Below are 18,278 nucleotides of genomic sequence, written 5' to 3'. Positions count from 1 at the left end.
CGGGGAACGGTACCCGGGGGCCGCTGGGGGACGGGAGGGTCAGACCCGCTCGGTGGTCCTCTCGACCCTGCGGTCCGCGGCGCGGCGACGCAGCAGGGAGATCACCGGAACCAGGGCCGCCACCAGGACCAGGGCGTACAGCCCGATCGAGATGCCGCTGCCCACCAGGATCGACGGGTCGCCCGACGAGGCGGCCAGCGCACGGCGGAACTCGGTCTCCGCGATCGGCCCGAGCACCACACCGATCAGCGCGGGGGCGACCGGGACCCCGAAGGTCCGCATCGCCAGGCCCAACAGGGCGATGGCCAGCAACATCACCAGGTGCGTGATCGAGGTGTTGATGGCGTACACCGCCAGCACCGAGAACAGCGTGATGCCCGCGTACAGGTACGGCTTGGGCAGCTTCAGCAGCTTGGCCCACAGCGGCGCGAACGGCAGGTTGATCACCAGCAGCAGGACGCTGCCGATCAGGAGCGAGGCCAGCAGGGTCCACACCAGGTCGGCGTTGCGCTCGAACAGCACCGGCCCCGGCTGGAGCCCGTACTGCTGGAAGGCGGCGAGCATGATCGCGGCCGTGGCGGAGGTCGGCAGGCCCAGTCCCAGCAGCGGGACCATCGTGCCCGCCGCGCTGGAGTTGTTGGCCGACTCCGGACCGGCCACACCCTCGATCGCGCCCTGGCCGAACTCGCTCTTCTCCCCGGTCCGGCGCTCACGGCGCTCAGCGAGCTTGCGCTCCAGGCCCAGGGACAGGAAGGTCGGGACCTCGGCGCCGCTGCCGGGGATCGGCCCGAAGGCGCTGCCCAGAGCGGTGCCGCGCAGCCACGGCTTCCAGGAGCGGCGCAGGTCCTTGCGGCCCAGCCACGGGCGGCCGGTGCGGATCGACGCGAAGTTCGGCGCCGACTTGCCCCGGGCCGCGATGTACAGCACCTCACCGAGGGCGAGCAGGCCCACGGTGACGATCACGATGTCGATCCCGTCCAGCAGGCTGGAGGAACCGAAGTCGAACCGGGCGGCACCGCTCTGCCCGTCGATCCCGACCATGCCGATGGCCAGACCGATGAGCAGCGACGCGATGCCGCGCACCACCGAGCCGGACACGACCGCGGCCACGGCCACGAACGAGAACACCGTCAGCGCGAAGTACTCGCCGGGGCCGAAGTTGAGCGCGAACGCCACCATCACCGGGGCGAACAGAGCCACGACCAGCGTGCCGATGACGCTCGCCACGAACGAACCGATCACCGCCGTGCCCAGCGCCTGGGCGGCCCGGCCCTTGAGCGCCATCTTGTGGCCCTCGTAGGTGGTGGCGATCGACGACGCCTGCCCGGGGGTGTTGAGCAGGATCGAGGTGGTGGCGCCACCGAACATGCCGCCGTAGTACACACCGGCGAACAGGATGAGCGCGCTGGTGGGGTCGAGACGGAAGGTGACGGGCAGCAGCAGGGCCACCGCCATGGCCGAGCCCATGCCCGGCAGGACGCCCACGGCGGTGCCGAGCAGCACGCCGAGGAAGGCCCACATGAGGTTCTGCGGGGTCAGCGCCGAGGCCAACCCGTCCGCGAGGCTGATCAGAGTGTCCATCAGAGCACCATCTCCAGGAAGCCGCCCGGCAGGCTGAGTCCGAGGCCGAGCGAGAAGCCGACCTGGACCGCCGCGGACATCGACAGCGCCACGATCGCGTCACGCAGGTGGGCGCGGGCACCGAAGGCGTAGGCCACGACCCAGAACAGCAGAGCGCCAGCGAACAGCCAGCCCAGGATCTCCAGCAGGGCCACGTGCACCACCAGCCCGGCCAGCACCAGCAGCACCGGGCGGCCCTCGAACCAGTCCAGGGTGGAGGAGCCGTCGCCGGTGTTCCGGTTACGCAGGTTGACCACGGTCATGCACGCGGCGACGACCAGCAGCAGCACGCCCACGGCGCCGGGGAAGGCGCCCGGGCCGGGCCGGGTGGCGTTGGGCGGCGCCTCGATGGTGAGGCCGCCCCAGAGGGCGACAGCCCCCAGCGCCGCCACCAGCGCGGGGATGACCCACGCGGTCGGGCCGCGCCAGACGGTGGTCTCGGGGTCGAGCGTCTCGGCCCCGGTGGTCTCGGGGGACGCGGCCTCGACAGCCTCGGCCGCGGGGGCGTCGGTCTCGGGGGCCTCGGCCTCCGGGGTGTCCGTCGACCCGGTCACGCGGGTCTCGTCGGGCGTCACAGTCCCAGCTCCTTCACGGTCTCCTGGGTCAGGGCGACCTCCTCGTCGAGGAACTCCTCGAACTCCGCGCGGCCCTGGTAGGTGTCGGTCCACCGGTTGCGCTCCAGCGTGTCCGCCCAGGAGTCGGTGGCCAGGAGCTCGCGCACCAGCGCCTCCAGCTCGTCGGCCTCCTCCTCGGAGAGGCCGGGAGGGGCGATCACCCCGCGCCAGTTCGACATCTCCAGGTCGTAGCCGAGCTCGACCATGGTCGGGATGTCCACGCCGTCCAGGCGTTCGGGGGAGGAAACCGCGAGCGCGCGCAGCGGGCCGTCCTCCTCGATCTGGTCGCTGAAGTCGCCCAGGGTGCCGAAGCCGACCGCCGACGTCCCGGAGAGCAGCGAGGTCAGGGTCTCGCCGCCGCCCGAGTACGGGAGGTAGTTGATGTCGCCGGGCGAGATCCCCATGGACTGGGCGACCTGCGCGGCGAAGATCTGGTCGACGCCGCCCATGGAACCGCCCGCCACGGGGAGGGTCCCGGACTTCTCGTTCCAGTCCTCGGCGAGGTCGTCGATGGTCTCGTACGGCGAGTCCTTGGGGACGACGATCGCGAGGTACTCCGACGCCAGCTGTGCGATGGGGGTCGCGTCCTCCATGGTGTAGAGCGACCCGGTGGTCTCCACCGCGCCCACCATGCCCAGTCCGGTCATGGTCAGCACGTTGTCCTGGCCGTCGCGGCCCACGGTCTGGGCCAGCCCGATGGTGCCGCCCGCGCCCTCGGCGTTGCGGACCTCGACGTTGTACCGCAGGTCCTCCTCGCGCAGGCCGTTCTGCATCTCCCGGGCCAGGGTGTCCCATCCGCCGCCGGGGCCGGCGGGTGCGATGAGCAGCACCTTCTCCTGGGCCCCGTCGCCGGAGGCGGCGCTCTGACGTACGTCGTACAGTGCCGTCCCGACGAGGAGGAGGGCACAGAGCCCTCCCGCCACGCGGAGCGGCACGCCACGATCGCGCATCGTCCTCTCCTTCCTGAATGTCCGTGCACGTCTCCCAGTGCGCGGACGCAGGGGAGATCCAGACCACAGTGTGACCGTGGGCACGCCACTGTGAGGTCTTTGTTAAAACTGGAGTCATATTGGTCGTATTGTTCGTGAAGCTTGCTAGCGAAGCCGTCCCCGCGACGCCGACCTGCGCGTTCACCGGCCGGGAGATCCCACCCCGGCCACTGGAGTGCTCATGAACCCTCATCCCGCATCCGGCCGCCTCACGCTCACCGGGTCCCTTTTCATTGGATATGTCTGTCTTCTGGCGGTGGCGCTCACCGTCATCGGCTCCCTCTGGGCGATCCACGTCGACCGCGAGACCGACCGCCAGTACGCCGAACGCGTGCTCACCGTGGCCCGGTCGGTCGCGGTCCTGCCCGAGGTCGTCGAGGGCCTCCAGGCACCCGACCCGTCCGAGGACCTCGATCCCCTGGCCGACCGCATCTCCGCTGCCACCGGCGCCGACTACCTCGTCATCGCCTCGCCCGACGGGACCCGGCACACGCACCCGGACAAGGACCGGATAGGGGAGACCGTGTCCACCCCGCCCGGCCCCGTCGTGGACGGCGCCGAGTGGACGGGCGTGCAGGACGGAACCCAGGGCCGCACGGTGCGCGCCAAGATCCCCGTGTTCTCCGGCGGGGGTTCGCTGAACGGCGGCGACGCCCACGGGGAGGTCGTGGGATACGTGTCCCTGGGCATCCTGGACTCCAGCGCCACCACCGACGCGCGCGCCTCGATCCCGGTGATCCTGGCCGCCACCGCGCTCGTGCTCGTCCTGGGCGTGGGCGGTTCCTGGGTGCTCTCCCGGCAGGTCCGCACCAAGACGCACGGCCTGGAACCGGCCGACATCACCACGCTCCTGGAGAGCCGGGAGGCCCTGCTGTACGCGGTGCGCGAGGGCGTGCTCGCGGTGGACCGCGACGACCGGGTCCTGCTGGTCAATCAGCCCGCCCGCACCATGCTGGGCCTGTCCAAGGGGGTGGAGGGCCGCCGCCTGGACGACCTCGGCCTCTCCGAACGGGCCCGCGACATCGTGTCCGGCGCCGACCCCGGGGACGACCTCATCCTGCTCTCCGGCGACCGCGTCCTGGTCGCCAACCGGATGCCGGTGCGTATCCGGGGCGAGGAGGCCGGGGCCGTGGTCACCCTCCGGGACCGCACCGAGGTGGACCGGCTCACCGGTGAACTGGACGGGGCGCGGACCGTCACCCGGGGACTGCGCGCCCAGACCCACGAGTTCGCCAACCGGGTGCACACCGTCGCCGGGATGCTCGAACTCGGTGCCCACGACGAGGCCCGCGCCTACCTGGCCGACCTCGCCGCCACGCACACCCGCACCTCCAGCGGCGTGGCGGAGCACGTCCGCGACCCCGCGCTCGCGGCGCTCACCCTGGCCAAGTCCGCCCAGGCCTCCGAGCTCGGCGTGGACCTTCGGCTCTCCCCGATGACCAGCGTTCCGGCGTCCCTCAAGGGCGATCTGCGCTCGGACGCGCTCCTGACCCTGGGCAACCTGGTGGACAATGCCCTGGACGCGGTCACCCCGAACGGGTGGGTGGAGCTGATGGTGCGCCTGCACACCGCCGCCGACACGGGACTGCCGCACGACCTCCTGGAGATCCGGGTGACCGACTCCGGGCAGGGGGTGTCCGACGAGTTGGCGGAGGAGATCTTCCGCTACGGGTTCACCACCAAGGCCTCCCGCGACGGAGGCACCCGTGGCCTGGGGTTGGCGCTGGTCAAACAGGTCTGTGAGAGCAGAGGGGGAAGCATCGAGATGGAGGCACCCGACGCCGAGGAGGGCGCGGTGTTCACCGCCTGCCTGCCGGTCGTCACGGCGGCGGTGACCCGGTGATCCGCGTGCTGGTCGTCGACGACGACGTCCGGGTGGCCCGCAACCACCAGGAGCTGGTGGAGTCGGTGCCCGAGTTCACCGTGGTCGGGGTGGCGCACACGGCGGCCGCGGCCCTGGCACAGGTACGCGGTCACCGCCCCGACCTGGTTCTGCTCGACCTCCACCTGCCGGACGCCTCGGGCACCTCGGTGATGCACACCCTGCGCTCGGCCACCTCCCAGAGCGCCCCCCAACCCGACTTCCTGATGATCACCGCCGTCCGCGACATCGCCCAGGTCCGCGCCGCCCTACACGGCGGGGCCGTCCACTACCTGCTCAAGCCGTTCCCGCTCAGCGCCCTGCGCGACCAGCTCGAACGCTACGCGGTGGCGCGTCGGCAGATGGAGGGGGAACGGCAGGCCACGCAGCAGGACGTGGACCGGCTGTTCGGGCTGCTGCGCCCGCCCGCCGCCCGCTCCCTGCCCAAGGGGCTGACCTCCGCCACCGTCGACCTGGTCGCGGGCGTGCTGCGCGAGGCCGAGGGCGAGGTCTCCGCCTCCGACGTGGCGGAACGGTCCGGGGTCTCCCGGGTCACCGCGCGCCGCTACCTGGAGCACCTGTGCGCCGACGGCCGCGCGGAGCTCCGCATGCGCTACGGCTCGGCGGGCCGCCCCGAACACCTCTACCGCTGGGTCGCCTGACCTGGGGGGTACCGGTCGGTTTCCACAGGACCGATCCGGACCGGACGCACGGCGGTTCGGAGCCGCGGGAACGTCAGTGGCGCGTGTCACACTCGGGGCATGCTCGATCACCTCGGTATCCAGGTCGCTGATCCCGAAGCCAGCGCCACCTTCTACGACGCCGTCCTCGCCGCGCTGGGCCACCGGCGCATGCTCCAGTACGGGCCGGTGATCGGCTACGGCAGCGAGCACCCCCAGTTCTGGATCGCCCCCAGTGAGTCCGAGGGACCGGCGAGGGAGTCGCACATCGCCTTCCTCGCACCGGACCGGGCCACGGTCGACTCCTTCTTCGCGGCGGCGGTGGAGACCGGAGCCGAGGTGCTGCACGAACCCAGGGTCTGGCCGGAGTACCACGAGCACTACTACGGCGCCTTCGTGCGCGACCCCGACGGCAACAACGTGGAGGCGGTCAGCCACGTCCCCGCCTGATCCGGCGGTCCTCCGGGGCCGGGGCACGTCGAAGCGTCCCGGCCCCGGAGGGATCAGACGGTGCCCGCCCCCGAGCGGGCGCCGGTGCGGGACGTGCTCCGGCCGGTGGCCAGCTCGGCGGCGCGCACGGCGCTGGTGAGGGCCACCTCGCCCAGCAGTCCGGGCGCGGCCACCGCGTCCCCGGCCAGGTAGAGACCGTCGCCCCGGTCGATGGCGGGCCGGTCCCGCCACGTGGTGCCGGGCAGGTCCAGGGCACCGGTGCGGCCCCGGGCCACCTGGTCGCGCCGCCAGGTCAGCCGGTCCCGCCAACCGGTCAGGGCCGTGTCGAGCAGAGCCTCCAGGCGTTCGGTGGTCGCCGCGCGCGACTCGCCGGGCCGGACCGGCAGCTGGGCCTGGACGAGGTCCTCCCCGGCCGGAGCGAGGGTGGGATCGACGACGCTGTAGCGCTCCAGGAACCCGCACTCGTCGGAGTCGAACACCAGGAACGGGTCCCCGGAGCGGTGCCGCACTCCCAGGTCCACCATGAGCGTGTGGCCGCTCTCCCAGGTCAGGGAGGGGTCACCGAGCAGGGCGCGCGCGGAGTCCAGTGACGTGGCCACGATCGTCGTCCCCTCCGGCCGCTCGGCGGCCCGGGCCTCCAACTCGATCCGCACCCCCGCCGCACGGGCGCGGTCGGCGAGGCGGTCCACCAGCGCGGTCCAGCCGCCGACCACGTACCGGGGCGAGGGCCACGCCGGGCGGGTCACCCGCAGGAACCGTTCCCACACGAAGGCGGCGGACAGCGTCCCGGGTTCCGCGTGGAAGAGGGCCACGCCCATCATGGAGCCCACCGCCCGCGCGGACTCGGCGCCCAGCTCCTCCTCCGCCCACGAGCCGAAGTCCCGGTCGTGCGGGGCGCGCAGCCTCCGGCGGGCGGCGGCGCGGAGCACCGCGGCCGGGGGGCCGCCGAGCGAGCCCCGGTAACGCCAGCGCACCCCGAGGGCTGCCCGCGCGGGCAGCGCCCTGGCGGGTGGCACCAGGTCGCGCTCGCGCAGCCAGGCGTAGGGCGCGGAGTCGGAGTACAGCACGTGCGGGCCGTCGTTGGCCACGTACGGCGGTTCGGTGGAGCGGGCCCTCCCGCCCAGCGTCCGGTGGGATTCCAGCAGGGTGACGTTCGCGCCGAGTTCGGCGCTGGCGATGGCCGCGGTCAGTCCGGCGAGGCCACCGCCCACAACGGTGATGTCCATGCCCCTAGGACGGATCGGGCACCCGCAGACGTGACATCTTGTCCGGGTTGGCCATCAGGTACACGTGCCGCACCCGGTCCTCGAAGACGTCCAGCGCCAGCAGGAGCACCGGGGAACCCCCGGCGGCCACCAGCGCGGCGGGTCCGCCGTTCACCTCGGTGACCTCCATGGACAGCTCCGCCGCGGTGTCCGCGCCCACGGACCTGAGGAAGCGCGAGATGTTGCGCTCCTCCGAGATCGCGGTGAGGAACCGGCCCACCTTCCGGGAGCCGTGCAGCACCCGCAGCGGGGCCCGGACCTTGCCGCCGCCGTCGCTCACCATCGTGGCGTCGTCCGCGAGCATCCCCTTGAGCCCGTCCAGGTCGCCCTCCAGGCACGCCCGGAGGAAGCGTTCGGTCATGAGGCGGCGCTGGGTCCGGTCGGCCTCGAACCGGGGGCGGCGCTCCCGTACGTGGTCCCGCGCGCGCCGGGCCAGCTGCCGGGTGGCGTCCTCGCTCCGGCCGATGACCTCGGAGATCTGCGCGTAGGGCAGCTGGAAGGCCTCGTGCAGGACGAAGACCGCCCGCTCCAGGGGGCTGAGGGTCTCCAGCACCACCATGAGGGCGAACTCCACCGAATCCGCGAGCTCGGCGCGCTCGGCGGCGTCGGGCAGGTCGCTGACCGGCTCGGGCAGCCACTCGCCCACGTAGGACTCGCGCCGGGCGCTGGCCCTGCGCAGCCGGTCGATGGACAGCCGGGACACCACGGTGACCAGGTAGGCGCGGGGGTTGTCCACCTCGCCCCCGGACACCCCGGACCACCGCAGCCAGGCCTCCTGGACCACGTCCTCGGCGTCGGCCGCGGTGCCGAGGACGCGGTAGGCGACCCCGGTCAGGAGGGAGCGGTGGGCTTCGAAGACCTCTGTCGTCGTCATGTCAGGAGAGACGTACCACCCCCGCCCCCGTGTGACACGCCCGAACAGCTCCGAGGGGGCAAAAGGGCTTGCCTCGGCCGCGGGGCGGTTCTAGGTTGGCGCGACCTGAACCGTCATGAGAGGGGTTGCGGTTGTACCGCCTACGTGAGTGGAACCGGGGCGACGCCGACCGGTTGCTGGAGGCCTTCCGCTGGGACGAGCTGGCCTGGCAGGAACCCGAGGTGCCGCGCACGCGTGAGGAGGCCCTGGAGTGGATCGCGCGGTGCGGGCGCCTGGCCGAGGAGGGTGACGTCCACGGGTTCGCCGTGGTCGACGGGACCGACCGGGTCCTGGGGCACACGCAGGTCGGTGTGACCAGCCGCAGGCACGGCCTCGGCTGGTTGTCGTACTGGACGCACCCGGCCGAGCAGGGCCGGGGCGTGGCCTCGGCCGGTGCCCGCCTGGCCGCGGAGTTCGCCTTCGACCGGTTGGACCTGTTCCGCGTGGAGACGGGGCACCGGGTGAACAACCCCGGTTCCTGCCTGGTCGCCCAGCGGGCGGGCTTCCGGCCGGAGGGGATCGAGCGGGCCAAGCTCCGCTACGGGACCTCGCGCTACGACTCCGGGACGCACGCGCGGCTGGTCACGGACCCGGCCGAGGGCGTGGTCGCGGGCGTCTGCGGGGGCTGAACACGCGAAACGCGGGGCACGGTGGGTGAACACCGTGCCCCGCGTCGTTCCCGTGCCCGGAGCCGGAACTACCAGTCGAAGGCGGCGACGCCGGAGGTGATGTTGTTGTGGACGACGTTGCAGCCCTCGGAGCTGAAGCCCGCGAAGGAGATCACGTCGGCGCAGATCGGCACGGTGATGTTCTGGATGTGGGCGTTGTTGTCGGCGGCGGCGGTGCCGGTCATGGCGCCCAGGGCGAGGCCGGTGGCGAGGATGAGACCGGAGACGGCGGTGATGCGCTTCATTGTGTGTTCCCTTTCGGTTGGTGTTTCTCAGGTGGATCGGGCAGGTCTGACGGGGGGTCGCGCGACGGCAGGGGCCTAGTCGTGGACGGCGATGCCCGAGGTGGAGTTCCAGTCGACGACGTTGCAGCCGCTCGCGCTGAAGCCGGAGGCCTTGAGGACGTCGAGGCAGATCGGGATCGTGATGTTCTGGATGTGGGCGTTGTTGTCGGCCGCGGCGGTCCCGGTGAGGGCGCCGAAGGCGAGGCCGGTGGCGAGGACGAATCCGGAAACCTTGGCGATACGGGGCATGGTGGTTACCTTTCGGAAGTGCAAAACACGTTGGCTGCGGCCGCCGTAATTAACTTAGCGTAGCTGGGCGCCTGCTCGAAGTGATTTTCGGGAAGAGTTCAGAGTTTCTCAGGAGTTTCTTCGGCTTCGCACCGGACATGGCGGACATGTCATTCCTTGGCAGCCACCTGCGTTACACAACCGAAAGCGAGGCGCAGTCGAACTTCCGGCAATTGCATCGGAACCCGCTTCAGTCCGGATATGGGCCTTCGTACACGGGCGAACGCGGACACGAAAAAGGGGCCCACACGGTCACACCGTGTGGGCCCCGCTGTTCGGGAGGGGGTTCGGCTACCAGCCCTGCTGCTGTCCGTAACCCGGGTACTGCTGTCCATAGCCGGGCTGCTGGCCGTAGCCCGGCTGCTGCTGTCCGTAACCCGGGTACTGCTGCGGGTCGTAACCGGGGTACTGCTGTTGCTGCTGACCGTAGCCCTGGCCGTAACCCGCGTACGGGTCCGGCTGCTGAGCGCCCGTGTGGTGGTGCTGGTAGGGCTGCTGCTGGCCGGACTGGTCCTGCGGCACCTGCTGCTGGGCCTGCGGCGCCTCGGCCTGCTCGGACTCCTTCTTCGCGGTGTCCGGGCGGAAGATGAACAGGCGCGCGGCGGCGGACTCACCGGTCTCGCTGGGGGTGATCAGCTCCAGCCGCCACCCGGCCTCCTCGATGCCCTCGAGGATGCGGGTCAGCCCCGGCCGCAGCTTGCTGGAGGCCTCGTCGTAGGCGTTGACCTCGAGCTGGATGATGAACATCCGGCGCTTCTGCTGCGCGGCGACCTTGGCGTGCTCGACGACAGTGCTGTCCCTCACGACCTGCGTGACGCTCATGAATAACCGTACCCATCTGCTCTGCGGAGCTGCTTCACCCGTCGGGGTCGTTCCCGGTCGTCCGCGTCCACCGTGGCGGGATTCCGCCGGGCTCCGGTTCCATCATGCCTCCTATGAGGGCATCTGGCCACAGAAGGCCGGAACCGCCACCGACGACGGAAACCGCCGTGGAACCGCCGTGGTGGTACCGGGAACCGACGGCCCCGGGCCCCGTCACCGGAGCCCGGGGGCCGGGCGGCTAACCGGCGACGGCGCGGACCGCCTCGACGACGGGCGTCTCACCGTTCACCAGGTTGAGAACCCGCTTGGCCGTGCCCGGTTCGTCCAGAAGGGCCACGATCACGGCGGCCACGTCGTCGCGGGTCACCGAGTCGCGCTCCACGGCCTCGCCCAGGTCCACCCGGCCGGTTCCGGCCTCGTCGGTCAGCCGACCGGGGCGCAGGATGGTCCAGTCCAGGTCGAGGTCGTGCTCGCGCAGGTCGTCGTCGGCCGCCTTCTTGGCGGCCACGTACGCGGCCCACACCTCGTCGGTACCCTCCGGCACCGGCTGGTCCACGTTGATCGCGGAGACCTGCACCAGACGGCGCACCCCGGCCAGCGCGGCCGCGTTCGCGGTCAGGGAGGCCGCCTCGTGGTCCACCGTGGACTTGCGGTCGGCGCCGCTGCCCGGACCGGCGCCGGCGGCGAACACCACCGCGTCGGCGTCCATGATCCTCTCGGTCAACTCGGTGACCGTGGCCTGTTCCAGGTCGATGACGACCGGTTCGGCCCCGGCGTCGACGACGTCCTGGGTGTGGTCGGGGTTGCGGATGAGGGCGACGGGCTGGTCACCGCGGGCGGCCAGAAGCCTGGCCAGCCGCAGTGCGATCTTTCCGTGTCCACCGGCGATGACGATACGCATGGGGGCAGCGTATTGCCTGGGACACGGACACACCGGGAGGAACCCCCGGGCGGCGGCGGTGAACTTCCCGACGCCGCCCGGGGGAATAGGTCACCCGGGGGTCAGTCCACGGTCCAGGTGTCCCCGCTGGCCAGCAGCGCCCCCAGCTCACCGTCTCCGTGCTCGGCCCGCGCGTCCTCCACCTGTTCGTTCAGCAGCTCGTCGTAGACCGGTCGCCGTACGTCCCGGAACACCCCGACCGGCACGTGCTCGAAGGCGGGCTGGTCCAGTCTGGACAGGGCGAACGCGTACCCCGGGTCCGGGCGGTGCGCGTCGTGCCGGATCAGCCGGTCCTCGTCGACCGACGCGACGTCCACGACCTCCAGGCCGCCGAACCCGTCCGCCACCACACCGCGGTCCGGGCCCAGCCGCAGCGGCTCACCGTGTTCCAGGCGCAGCAGCCGCAGGTCGCGGGCGGCCGGGTCCTTCAACGGCTCGAACGCGTCGTCGTTGAAGATCGGGCAGTTCTGGTAGATCTCCACGAACGAGGCGCCGGGGTGGTCGGCCGCCGCGCGCAGCACCGAGGTCAGGTGCTTGCGGTCGGAGTCGACGGTCCGCGCCACGAAGCCCGCCTCGGCGCCCAGCGCCAGCGACACCGGGTTGAACGGCTGGTCCAGCGACCCCAGCGGCGAGGACTTCGTGATCTTCCCGGCCTCGGAGGTGGGGGAGTACTGGCCCTTGGTCAGCCCGTAGATGCGGTTGTTGAACAGCAGGATGTTGATGTTCACGTTGCGCCGCAGCGCGTGGATCAGGTGGTTGCCGCCGATGGACAGCCCGTCGCCGTCCCCGGTGACCACCCACACCGACAGGTCCGGGCGGCTGGCCGCGAGCCCCGTCGCGATCGCCGGGGCACGCCCGTGGATCGAGTGCACGCCGTAGGTGCTCAGGTAGTACGGGAAACGCGAGGAGCAGCCGATCCCGGACACCATCACGATGTTCTCGCGGGGCACGCCCAGCTGGGGCAGGAACGACTGGAAGGCCGCCAGGACCGCGTAGTCGCCGCACCCCGGGCACCAGCGCACCTCCTGGTCGGACTTGAAGTCCTTCATGCGGTACTCGGTGTCGGTCGTGGGCACCAGCCGCAGGCCGGCCGGGGGCGCCCCGTTCGTCTCAGTCACGGTCGATGACCTCCCGCAGCACGTCCGCGAGTTCCTCCGCCTTGAACGGCAGACCGCGGACCTTGTTGTATCCGATGACGTCCACCAGGAACCGGCCGCGCAGCAGCAGCGACAGCTGGCCCAGGTTGATCTCCGGGACCACGACCCGGTCGTAGCTCCGCAGCACGTCGCCGAGGTTGGCCGGGAAGGGGTTGAGGTGGCGCAGGTGCGCCTGGGCGACCCGGCCCCCGGAGCGCCGGATCCGGCGCACGGCCGCGGTGATCGACCCGTAGGTGCCGCCCCAGCCCAGTACGAGCACGTTCGCGTCGCCCGTGGGGTCGGACACCTCCAGCTCGGGGATGTCCCTGGCGATGGCGTCCACCTTCGCCTGCCGGGTGCGGACCATGAGGTCGTGGTTGTCCGGCGTGTACGAGATGTCGCCGGTCCGCGCGTGCTTCTCGATCCCGCCGATCCGGTGCTCCAGGCCTGCCGTGCCCGGTACCGCCCACGGGCGGGCCAGGGTCTCCTCGTCGCGCAGGTACGGCAGGAACCCGCCGTCCGGCCCGTTGGGCTCCGTGGCGAAGCCGGGATCGATCACCGGCAGCTCCGACACCTCGGGCAGCCGCCAGGGCTCCGAGCCGTTGGCGAGGTAGCCGTCGGAGAGCACGATCACCGGGGTCCGGTACCGCACCGCCAGCCGGACCGCCTCCAGCGCCGCGTCGAAGCAGTCGGCGGGGGAGGAGGGGGCCACCACCGGCACGGGGGACTCACCGTTGCGCCCGTACAGCGCCATCAGCAGGTCCGTCTGCTCGGTCTTGGTGGGCATGCCGGTGCTGGGCCCGGCGCGCTGCACGTCCACGACGACCAGCGGGAGCTCGGTCATCACCGCCAGACCCACGGCCTCCTGCTTGAGCACCATGCCCGGGCCGGAGGTGGTCGTGACCCCGAGTGAGCCGCCGAACGAGGCGCCGATGGCCGCGCCGACCCCCGCGATCTCGTCCTCCGCCTGGAACGTGCGCACACCGAACCGCTTGTGTCGGGAGAGCTCGTGCAGGATGTCGGAGGCGGGGGTGATGGGGTACGACCCCAGGAACAGGGGCAGCCCCGACCGCCGCGACCCGGCGATCAGCCCGTAGGCGGTGGCCAGGTTCCCGGTGATGTTGCGGTACGTGCCCGGAGGGAGCTTCGCGGGCTTGATCTCGTAGGAGACCGCGAAGTCCTCCGTGGTCTCCCCGAAGTTCCACCCGGCCCGGAACGCCGTCAGGTTGGCGGCGAGGATGTCCGGCTTGCTGGCGAACTTCGACTTCAGGAACGAGGTCGTGCCCTCCGTCGGCCGGTTGTACATCCAGGAGAGCAGCCCCAGCGCGAACATGTTCTTCGCGCGCTGGGCGTCCTTCTTGGACAGGCCGGACCCCTCCAGGGCGGCCACCGTCATCGAGGTGAGGCCCACCGCGCTCACGTGGAACCCGTCCAGGGTGCCGTCGGTGAGCGGGTCGGCCGCGTAGCCGACCCTGGCCAGGCTGCGCTTGGTGAACTCGTCGGTGTTGATGATGACGGTCGCGCCCCGCCGCAGGTCACCGAGGTTGGCCTTCAACGCGGCGGGATTCATCGCCACCAGCACGTCCGGGGCGTCGCCCGGCGTCATGATGTCGTGGTCGGCGAAGTGGAGCTGGAAGCTGGAGACACCGGGGAGGGTCCCGGCGGGGGCACGGATCTCGGCGGGGAAGTTCGGCAGGGTCGAGAGGTCGTTGCCGAACGACGCCGTCTCCTGGGTGAAGCGGTCACCGGTCAACTGCATCCCGTCGCCGGAGTCCCCGGCGAACCGGATGATGACCCGGTCGAGCTGTTCGATCTGTTTGGCCACTGAGATCGAAGACCTCCTTGGTCAGCCGCCGGTCGTGACGGGCGGCGGCGCTGTGGTGTCTACCCCCGGCCGAACCTCACCGTCACGGGCCGGGTGCCTGGATCGGGGGCAGGAGGACGGCGTGGCCCCCACACGCCCTGGGTGCGCCAACCCCGGGTGGTGTTTCGGCGGTCTCGGACCGCGACCGGGCCGTCCTCGGCTTCCGCCTCCGACGGCACGGCCCCCCGCTCACCTCGAAGGGGACGCCCGCCCCGCCGGGGCGCCGTCCCGTCCCCGTGGTGTTCGGAGTGACAAGGGCCACGTTCGCACTATAGGTCGTCGTCCCGACCCCGCGGCGGGGCGGGTGGCCATTGTCACAACCCCTCCGAATCCGGGTTGGAAGCGGGATGTGACCGACAGCTGGTCACATGGGGAACGCAAGACGCGGACCCGCACGTTTGTCACCATGTACGCATCCGGAGCCGGGCAGCGGCGAACAGCGGAAGGAGGGCGCGTGCACGTCAACGCGATCCGCGCGGTCGGCCTGTTCGCCGGGGTCTCGGCGCTCGCCGTCGTGGTCGGCTGGCTGTGCGGTGCGGAGAAGGGGCTCCAGGCGTCGGTGGCGCTGGTGGCCTGCGCGGGGATCCTGGTCTACCTCTTCGGGAACTCCCTGGCGCTCCGCGCGATGCGGGCCCGCCCGGTCAGCGAGATCGAACGCCCCGAGCTCTACCGGATGGTGCGGGAGCTGGCCACGGCCGCCCGGCAGCCCATGCCCCGGCTCTACCTGTCCCCGGTGCGCTCACCCAACGCCTTCGCGACCGGGAACAGCCCCCGCCGCGCCGCCCTGTGCTGCACGACCGGCCTGCTGCGCGCCCTCGACGAACGCGAGCTGCGCGGTGTCCTCGCCCACGAACTGGCGCACATCCGTGCCCACGACACCCTCATCAGTTCGGTGGCGGCGACGCTGACCGCGCTCATCACCGCCCTGACCGCGGTCTCGTTCCTGATCCCGCTCGGGGACTCTGAGGAGACGGACCTGCCCAACCTGCTGGGCGGACTGATGATGGTGGTCCTCGCCCCGCTGGCGGCGATGGTCGTCTACTTCGGTGTGGGCCGGGCGCGCGAGTTCCGGGCCGACGAGAGGGCGGCGGAGATCACCGGCGACCCCCTGGGGCTGGCCGACGCCCTGCTCAAGCTGGAAGCCGGGAACCGCGACTACCCGCTGCCCCGTGAACGCGCCCTGCTGGCCGCCTCGCACCTGATGACGACCAACCCCTTCCCCGGGGGCGTGGGCCGCCTGTTCGCCGCCCACCCGCCGGTGGAGGAGCGGGTCCGGCGGCTCCGCGAACTGCGCCGCAGGTGGGACCTGGGCTGAACGCCAACGGCCGCCCGCCCCTGCCGGGGAGGGCGGCCGTTCGGCGGTGCCTAGCGGTAGTTCACGAACTGGAGCGCCAGGTCGAAGTCCTTGTCCTTGATGAGGTTCATGACGTTCTGGAGGTCGTCCTTCTTCTTGGAGCTGACCCGCAGCTCCTCGCCCTGGATCTGGGCCTTGACGCCCTTGGGGCCCTCGTCCCGGATGAGCTTGGAGATCTTCTTGGCGTCCTCGGTGGAGATGCCCTCCTTGAGGCTGATGGGGAGGCGGTACTCCTTGCCGGAGGGCTTGGCCTCCTCGGCCGCGTCCAGGATCTTCAGGGACAGCTTGCGCTTGACCAGCTTCTCCTTGAAGACCTCCAGGGCGGCCAGGGCGCGCTCCTCGGAGCCGCTCCTGATCTCGATGCCGTCCTCGCCCTGCCAGGCGATGGTGGTCCCCGTGCCCTTGAAGTCGAACCGCTGGGACAGTTCCTTGCCCGCCTGGTTCAGCGCGTTGTCGACCTCCTGACGGTCGAGCTTGGACACCACGTCGAAACTGGATTCGGCGGCCACGTACTCTCACACCCCGCTACGTCTCATGGGTCACGGACGCTGTGGGGCGCCCGTGTACGTCTCGTCCGGCCCGGTCCGGGCCGGTTCAGAGCTTAGCCGCGCCGTGCGGGCCCCGCCTGACGAGCCCTGTCGGGGCGCGCCCGCCAAACGATTTCAGGTTCGGGCCCATCATCCGCTATTGTCGTTCCTGCGCGGCGACGCCACGGCGTCGCAGCAGCCCAGGCGGGTTGCCCGAGCGGCCAATGGGAGCGGACTGTAAATCCGTCGGCTTAGCCTTCGAAGGTTCGAATCCTTCACCCGCCACACTGGGAAAAGACCCCGATGACCAGCGTCAACGCTGAGCATCGGGGTCTTTCGCGTTCCCGGTCGTTCATGGGCGTCCTTGGAACAGCCACGGAACACTTCTCTGGCGGCGACTCCGGGGTAGTCTCCGCCGGTTCGGATCACGGGTGACCACCCTCGCCGCTGAAACCGCCCTAAATCTTGAGCGGGTGGTGGCGGATCGATACCTCTACGAGCCACCCGACTGGTAGACGTACGAGACGACGGTGAGGTCGTCCTCCGCGATCTCCCAAGGGGAAGTGCAGTGGAGGACGCCCCCACTCGCGGTGGGTGGTGACACGCTCCGGTCCAGGTTGATCGAGTGGACGACCACGAGGGCGTTCGCGGGAACGAGTTCGCGCTGCCTCTCGACCTCGGCGCGGGTGAGGATCACTTGGGTGCCTTCCGAAGTGGTTCCCTTCACCTCCACATGCAGGCGTTCATCCTTCCGTGTCAGCAGGAGGTCGTACGACTCCTTGGCACCGACGTCCTTGACTGTCCAGCCGTCGGCTTCGAAGTAGGCGGTGGCCATGCCGACACTGTGCAGTTCCAGCGCCCGTCGATCAGGTGCGCTCAGCCGGAACCCTTGGCCCTTGGCGGGCTTCCTCCGACGACCGGCGGTCTTGGCGGCCGCTTCGGTGGCGTCCAACACCTCGGGGGGAGCGTCCCCCGGGACGTGGGAGGCCGTGTCCTCCCCATGGTGGATCGCGCGGAGCAAGCTCGCCATGTAGAGGAGATCTTCGACCAGGGTGTTCTCAGGCGGCATCTCGTGTCGGTCGTACTTGATCGCGATCACGTTGCCAGCCGCGTATCCAGGGGCCACCTTCGACTTCACCGATTGAAGGTCGATGTCTTCGACGAGGTCGTCGCGTTGAAGGAGCAGCTCCTTCAGGAGGGGGCGGGCCCATGCCACACGCTTGGCGAGTTCGTCGTGACCTCGAAAAGCGAAGACCGACCCCGTCCACCTGGTGGTGCCCTGAATCAAGGAGAGGTAGAGCCGGTCACCCTCGGCGCTGAAGAGGTAGACCAGGTACCAACCGGTCGTCGCGCTGGAGGAGCGTTGGGGGATGTAGACGCGAATCCAGGGGATCTCGGTCTTGCGCCCCGTCCCGTCGCGGCCCTCCACGCCTACGTCGGACTCGGGTACGCCCAGTGCGGTCGCCAATTCAGGGACATGCTGCCGGAGCTGGCTCGCCAGGGTCCTGCGCACGAGGACCCCGCGGCACTTCATCGCCTCGGTGTTCTCGGCGGTCCATTGCTTCTGAAGGTCAAGGATCTCGATCAAGGTCTCGTCCACGACGTCGACCTTAGAGAAGTCCATGCATAAGGGGCTAATCGGGCATTGGGTGCACCCCGGTTGATCCGGGGGCTTCGTCGTGTCCGGGGCCGAACGGTGTGTGTCCGAGGGGGTCCCCGGGCCCGGGGGCTCCGCCGTCACGCTTCGTGGGGGGTGCTCACGGGGGGTCGCCTGATTCGGGCGGTTGCGAGATGGTCACGCTCCGAGTGCGCTTCGATCACTCTGTGTGATCTTTGATTGTTTCGGCGCGGCCGGACCGTGCTGATAAATCACCGCATCGTCCCTTTTGTATTCAAGGGCAAAAAGAGCGCACCCGGCAATCTGGACAATTAGTTTCCCGAGTTTCGGCGTTGACAAAAATCGGGGGGCGGATGATGATTGCATCAGTCCACCGCGACACAGG

At 70.7% G+C, this 18,278-nt stretch carries 18 protein-coding genes and 1 tRNA gene; 6 read left to right on the top strand and 13 right to left on the bottom strand.

Annotation, left to right across the window (positions count from 1 at the left end):
* Positions 1 to 39: 39 nt before the first annotated feature.
* Genes AC0VYL_RS24815 through AC0VYL_RS24805 form a run of 3 tightly spaced genes read right to left on the bottom strand, consistent with a single transcriptional unit; the run spans position 40 to position 3,184 of the window.
* Positions 40 to 1,581 (bottom strand): tripartite tricarboxylate transporter permease, encoded by a 1,542-nt coding sequence (locus AC0VYL_RS24815; RefSeq protein WP_475481623.1) that lies wholly within the window; start codon positions 1,579 to 1,581, stop codon positions 40 to 42.
* The gene (locus AC0VYL_RS24810; RefSeq protein ID WP_475481622.1) at positions 1,581 to 2,195 is read right to left on the bottom strand and encodes a tripartite tricarboxylate transporter TctB family protein; all 615 of its coding nucleotides are present in this window, start codon (positions 2,193 to 2,195) and stop codon (positions 1,581 to 1,583) included. The genes AC0VYL_RS24815 and AC0VYL_RS24810 overlap by 1 nt, the downstream gene beginning before the upstream one ends.
* Positions 2,192 to 3,184, bottom strand: coding sequence for a Bug family tripartite tricarboxylate transporter substrate binding protein (locus AC0VYL_RS24805; protein WP_475456411.1), 993 nt, complete (start codon positions 3,182 to 3,184; stop codon positions 2,192 to 2,194). The genes AC0VYL_RS24810 and AC0VYL_RS24805 overlap by 4 nt, the downstream gene beginning before the upstream one ends.
* 220 nt (positions 3,185 to 3,404) lie before the next feature.
* Between AC0VYL_RS24805 and AC0VYL_RS24800 the strand changes: the two genes are divergently transcribed.
* The 3 genes from AC0VYL_RS24800 to AC0VYL_RS24790 all read left to right on the top strand — a co-directional run bounded on the left by AC0VYL_RS24800 (position 3,405) and on the right by AC0VYL_RS24790 (position 6,214).
* Entirely contained in the window at positions 3,405 to 5,066 is a 1,662-nt protein-coding gene (locus tag AC0VYL_RS24800; RefSeq protein WP_475456409.1) for an ATP-binding protein, read from the top strand.
* Entirely contained in the window at positions 5,063 to 5,746 is a 684-nt protein-coding gene (locus AC0VYL_RS24795; RefSeq protein WP_475456407.1) for a response regulator, read from the top strand. The genes AC0VYL_RS24800 and AC0VYL_RS24795 overlap by 4 nt, the downstream gene beginning before the upstream one ends.
* A gap of 99 nt (positions 5,747 to 5,845) precedes the next feature.
* Entirely contained in the window at positions 5,846 to 6,214 is a 369-nt protein-coding gene (locus AC0VYL_RS24790; RefSeq protein WP_475456405.1) for a VOC family protein, read from the top strand.
* Between the two features lie 53 nt (positions 6,215 to 6,267).
* Here the strand turns inward: AC0VYL_RS24790 and AC0VYL_RS24785 are convergent, their stop codons facing one another.
* Together AC0VYL_RS24785 and sigJ are read right to left on the bottom strand one after the other, a co-directional pair.
* A complete protein-coding gene (locus AC0VYL_RS24785; protein ID WP_475456403.1) occupies positions 6,268 to 7,440 on the bottom strand; it encodes an NAD(P)-binding protein in 1,173 nt (390 codons plus the stop codon).
* A 4-nt stretch (positions 7,441 to 7,444) separates the two neighbouring features.
* Positions 7,445 to 8,353, bottom strand: a complete 909-nt coding sequence (gene sigJ, locus AC0VYL_RS24780; RefSeq protein ID WP_475481621.1) for an RNA polymerase sigma factor SigJ — start codon at positions 8,351 to 8,353, stop codon at positions 7,445 to 7,447.
* A 131-nt stretch (positions 8,354 to 8,484) separates the two neighbouring features.
* Here sigJ and AC0VYL_RS24775 point away from each other — a divergent pair, with 131 nt between their 5' ends.
* Positions 8,485 to 9,021: a GNAT family N-acetyltransferase gene (locus AC0VYL_RS24775; RefSeq protein WP_475456399.1), complete on the top strand. Its 537-nt coding sequence runs from the start codon at positions 8,485 to 8,487 to the stop codon at positions 9,019 to 9,021.
* A gap of 68 nt (positions 9,022 to 9,089) precedes the next feature.
* Here AC0VYL_RS24775 and AC0VYL_RS24770 read toward each other — a convergent pair whose 3' ends face one another.
* From AC0VYL_RS24770 to AC0VYL_RS24745, 6 genes are all read right to left on the bottom strand, one after another.
* Positions 9,090 to 9,305 carry a hypothetical protein gene (locus AC0VYL_RS24770; protein ID WP_110049703.1) on the bottom strand — a complete coding sequence of 72 codons (216 nt, stop codon included), beginning with the start codon at positions 9,303 to 9,305 and terminating at the stop codon, positions 9,090 to 9,092.
* A gap of 75 nt (positions 9,306 to 9,380) precedes the next feature.
* Entirely contained in the window at positions 9,381 to 9,593 is a 213-nt protein-coding gene (locus AC0VYL_RS24765) for a hypothetical protein (RefSeq protein ID WP_475456397.1), read from the bottom strand.
* A 330-nt stretch (positions 9,594 to 9,923) separates the two neighbouring features.
* Positions 9,924 to 10,454 carry a hypothetical protein gene (locus AC0VYL_RS24760; protein ID WP_475456395.1) on the bottom strand — a complete coding sequence of 177 codons (531 nt, stop codon included), beginning with the start codon at positions 10,452 to 10,454 and terminating at the stop codon, positions 9,924 to 9,926.
* A 238-nt stretch (positions 10,455 to 10,692) separates the two neighbouring features.
* A complete protein-coding gene (locus tag AC0VYL_RS24755; RefSeq protein ID WP_475456393.1) occupies positions 10,693 to 11,355 on the bottom strand; it encodes an NAD(P)-binding oxidoreductase in 663 nt (220 codons plus the stop codon).
* A gap of 101 nt (positions 11,356 to 11,456) precedes the next feature.
* The gene (locus tag AC0VYL_RS24750) at positions 11,457 to 12,443 is read right to left on the bottom strand and encodes a 2-oxoacid:ferredoxin oxidoreductase subunit beta (protein WP_475463246.1); all 987 of its coding nucleotides are present in this window, start codon (positions 12,441 to 12,443) and stop codon (positions 11,457 to 11,459) included.
* A gap of 61 nt (positions 12,444 to 12,504) precedes the next feature.
* Complete coding sequence (locus AC0VYL_RS24745; protein WP_475481620.1) at positions 12,505 to 14,355, bottom strand: 2-oxoacid:acceptor oxidoreductase subunit alpha; 1,851 nt, start codon at positions 14,353 to 14,355, stop codon at positions 12,505 to 12,507.
* A gap of 493 nt (positions 14,356 to 14,848) precedes the next feature.
* Here AC0VYL_RS24745 and AC0VYL_RS24740 point away from each other — a divergent pair, with 493 nt between their 5' ends.
* A complete protein-coding gene (locus tag AC0VYL_RS24740; protein WP_378738600.1) occupies positions 14,849 to 15,709 on the top strand; it encodes a M48 family metalloprotease in 861 nt (286 codons plus the stop codon).
* A gap of 50 nt (positions 15,710 to 15,759) precedes the next feature.
* On the opposite strand, the gene AC0VYL_RS24735 is transcribed toward AC0VYL_RS24740, so the two are convergent.
* Positions 15,760 to 16,257 (bottom strand): YajQ family cyclic di-GMP-binding protein, encoded by a 498-nt coding sequence (locus AC0VYL_RS24735; RefSeq protein ID WP_475456389.1) that lies wholly within the window; start codon positions 16,255 to 16,257, stop codon positions 15,760 to 15,762.
* Positions 16,258 to 16,478: 221 nt separating this feature from the next.
* Here AC0VYL_RS24735 and AC0VYL_RS24730 point away from each other — a divergent pair.
* Positions 16,479 to 16,560: transfer RNA gene (locus AC0VYL_RS24730), tRNA-Tyr, on the top strand.
* Positions 16,561 to 16,768: 208 nt separating this feature from the next.
* On the opposite strand, the gene AC0VYL_RS24725 is transcribed toward AC0VYL_RS24730, so the two are convergent.
* The gene (locus tag AC0VYL_RS24725) at positions 16,769 to 17,899 is read right to left on the bottom strand and encodes an MrcB family domain-containing protein (protein WP_475481619.1); all 1,131 of its coding nucleotides are present in this window, start codon (positions 17,897 to 17,899) and stop codon (positions 16,769 to 16,771) included.
* Between the last annotated feature and the right edge of the window lie 379 nt (positions 17,900 to 18,278).

The sequence above is a fragment of the Nocardiopsis sp. iso_238 genome, assembly GCF_056173325.1.
Note: the sequence above shows the minus strand (reverse complement) of the source record. Positions and strands in the feature narration are given on the sequence as shown.